This is a genomic window from Streptomyces prasinopilosus, assembly GCF_001419695.1.
GTDB classification, from domain to species: domain Bacteria; phylum Actinomycetota; class Actinomycetes; order Streptomycetales; family Streptomycetaceae; genus Streptomyces; species Streptomyces prasinopilosus.
This window is the reverse complement of record NZ_LIRG01000933.1, coordinates 1-1,952: the sequence shown is the minus strand read 5'-3', so window position 1 is coordinate 1,952 and position 1,952 is coordinate 1. Positions and strand designations below refer to the sequence as shown.

General features: G+C 73.2%; 3 protein-coding genes. All 3 read right to left on the bottom strand.

What is annotated here, in order from left to right:
- Positions 1 to 249: RNA polymerase sigma factor (locus AOK18_RS28715; protein ID WP_206281605.1), on the bottom strand; the 249-nt coding region annotated here is incomplete at its 3' end.
- A 174-nt stretch (positions 250 to 423) separates the two neighbouring features.
- Complete coding sequence (locus AOK18_RS28710) at positions 424 to 1,026, bottom strand: class F sortase (protein WP_055574993.1); 603 nt, start codon at positions 1,024 to 1,026, stop codon at positions 424 to 426.
- 91 nt (positions 1,027 to 1,117) lie between these two features.
- On the bottom strand, positions 1,118 to 1,765 hold the full coding sequence (locus AOK18_RS28705) for a hypothetical protein (protein WP_055574994.1): 648 nt from the start codon (positions 1,763 to 1,765) through the stop codon (positions 1,118 to 1,120).
- Positions 1,766 to 1,952: the final 187 nt, after the last annotated feature.

Genomic DNA, 1,952 nt, shown 5'->3' with positions numbered 1-1,952 from the left:
GGTGAACGCCTCCGAGGCGAGGTCCTCCGCGGTGTGCGGGTCGCGGCAGCAGGTGCGGGCGTAGGCCAGGACCGCCGGAGCGTGGCGGCGGTAGAGCTCCTCGATCGCCCCGGCGTCCCCGTCCTCGCGCACGGCGGACGTCAGCAGTGCGTCACTCCGCCGGTCCTCGGCGCCGCCCGCCCGGTGCTGGCCGTGCCGGCCCGACGCCCCGTCCTGCCGGCCGGGGTGGGCGTCACCGCGGTTGGTCATGCCTCGTGCGCTCCGAATTCGTACGGTTGTCGGTGCGCAGTCTTCCAGACGGGCCGGAGCCCGTTGTCCGCAGCCTTCCGCCGGTACGCCGGGGCGGGAGGAGGGGAACCCGGAAGGGCGGCCGGTGCCCCGCCTCCCGGGGCACCGGCCGCCGTCCCGCACGGGCGGCGGTGCTCAGACCGCCTGTCCCTTCAGTGACGTCAGGTGGGCGAAGACGACGACGTTGGCGGAGTAGCCGCTCTTCTCGTCGAAACGTCCGCCGCACGTCATGAGTCTGAGTTCCGGGCGACCGGTGGCCCCGTACACCTTGTCGTCCGGGAACCCGTCCTTCGTGTACGTCTTCACCTCGTCGACCGTGAAGAGCGCGATGTGCCGGTCGGCCCGGGTGACCTTCACCGTGTCGCCCCGGCGCATCGCGTTGAGGTTGAGGAAGATCGCCGGCCCCGTGCGGGTGTCACGGTGTCCGACGAGCAGGGACGTGCCCGCTTCTCCGGGGGAGGGACCGTCGCGGTACCAACCCACCAGCCCCGGCCGGTTCAGCGGGGGAGCGTCGAGCCGGCCCTCCTCGTCGAGACCGAGACCGGTGACCGGGGCCTCGACGAAGAGGGAGGGGATGGTGACCTTCACCGGCCGCGAGGGCCGGGGGGACTGCCGCGGCGGTGCCCCGCCGCCCGCGGCGTCGTCCGCGCGGACGGCGGTGGCCTGCGGTTCGCCGGACGAGTCCGACATCATCCGGCCGATCCCGGTCAGCAGGGAGAAGGTCACCGACAGCGTCATGGTCAGACGGAACGCGCGACTCGGCCCCCGCCTCCGCCGCCGTCGTCGCTGTGCCGGCCGTCGTCGCTGTGGTGGCCGTCGGCTGTGGGAGTTATGCCTCGTTGCGGGCACGACGGCGTGCGGATCGGCGGACCATGACCAGGGCCGCGAGTCCGGCCGCGCCGGCGGTCAGGGCGGTGGTGGTGCCGACGCCCGAGTCCTCCTCGGCGCTGAGGTTCTCCATGTCCGGGACGCCGCCGCCTCCTGCCGGCACGGCACCGGACGGCCTGCGGTAGTCCGTTCCGGGGGTGGTCTCCGCCGGGCTGGGGCGGCTGTCGGCGCGCCGGTCGCAGTCGACCCTGAAGCTCCTTTGCCTCGGGCCCGACGGGACGGTCCACACCAGCTGGTACGTGCCCTCCGGGAGCAGGTACCTCTCGCTGGTGGCCGAGCCGTTCACCAGCGGCAGCGTGCTGGCCAGGGTGTCGCCCGGAGGAACGGTCGGGGGCTGGGCGGTGATCGTCCAGGGGACCGCCGGGTACGACTCGAAGTTGGTGGCGACGAGGGTGAACGCGCAGACCTCGACCCCGTCTTCACCACGTGAGTGCCAGCCGGCCGAGCGGACGTCGAGGTCGCCGCTGTCTCCGGGGGCGGCGTGGGCGGCGGGTGCGCCGGCCAGGGTGGCCGCGGCGGTGGCGACCACGGCGGCCACCGTGGTGCCCGCACGGACGCTGCGGAGGCGGAGAGAAGCGGAAAGGCTCATGCTGGGCTCCTTCAAGCTGAGATGATTGTCGTACGGATCAGCTGAGTGCCCATCAGATGCCATGCGCCGTCGGAAGGCTGTGCCGAAACACCGCAAGCCTCCGCAATTGCCCTGATTAGCCGAGGGGGGCCGACACGGGCGGCCGGGCGGGCGTGAACGGTCCGATCCGCACGCGGAAGGCGGCCCG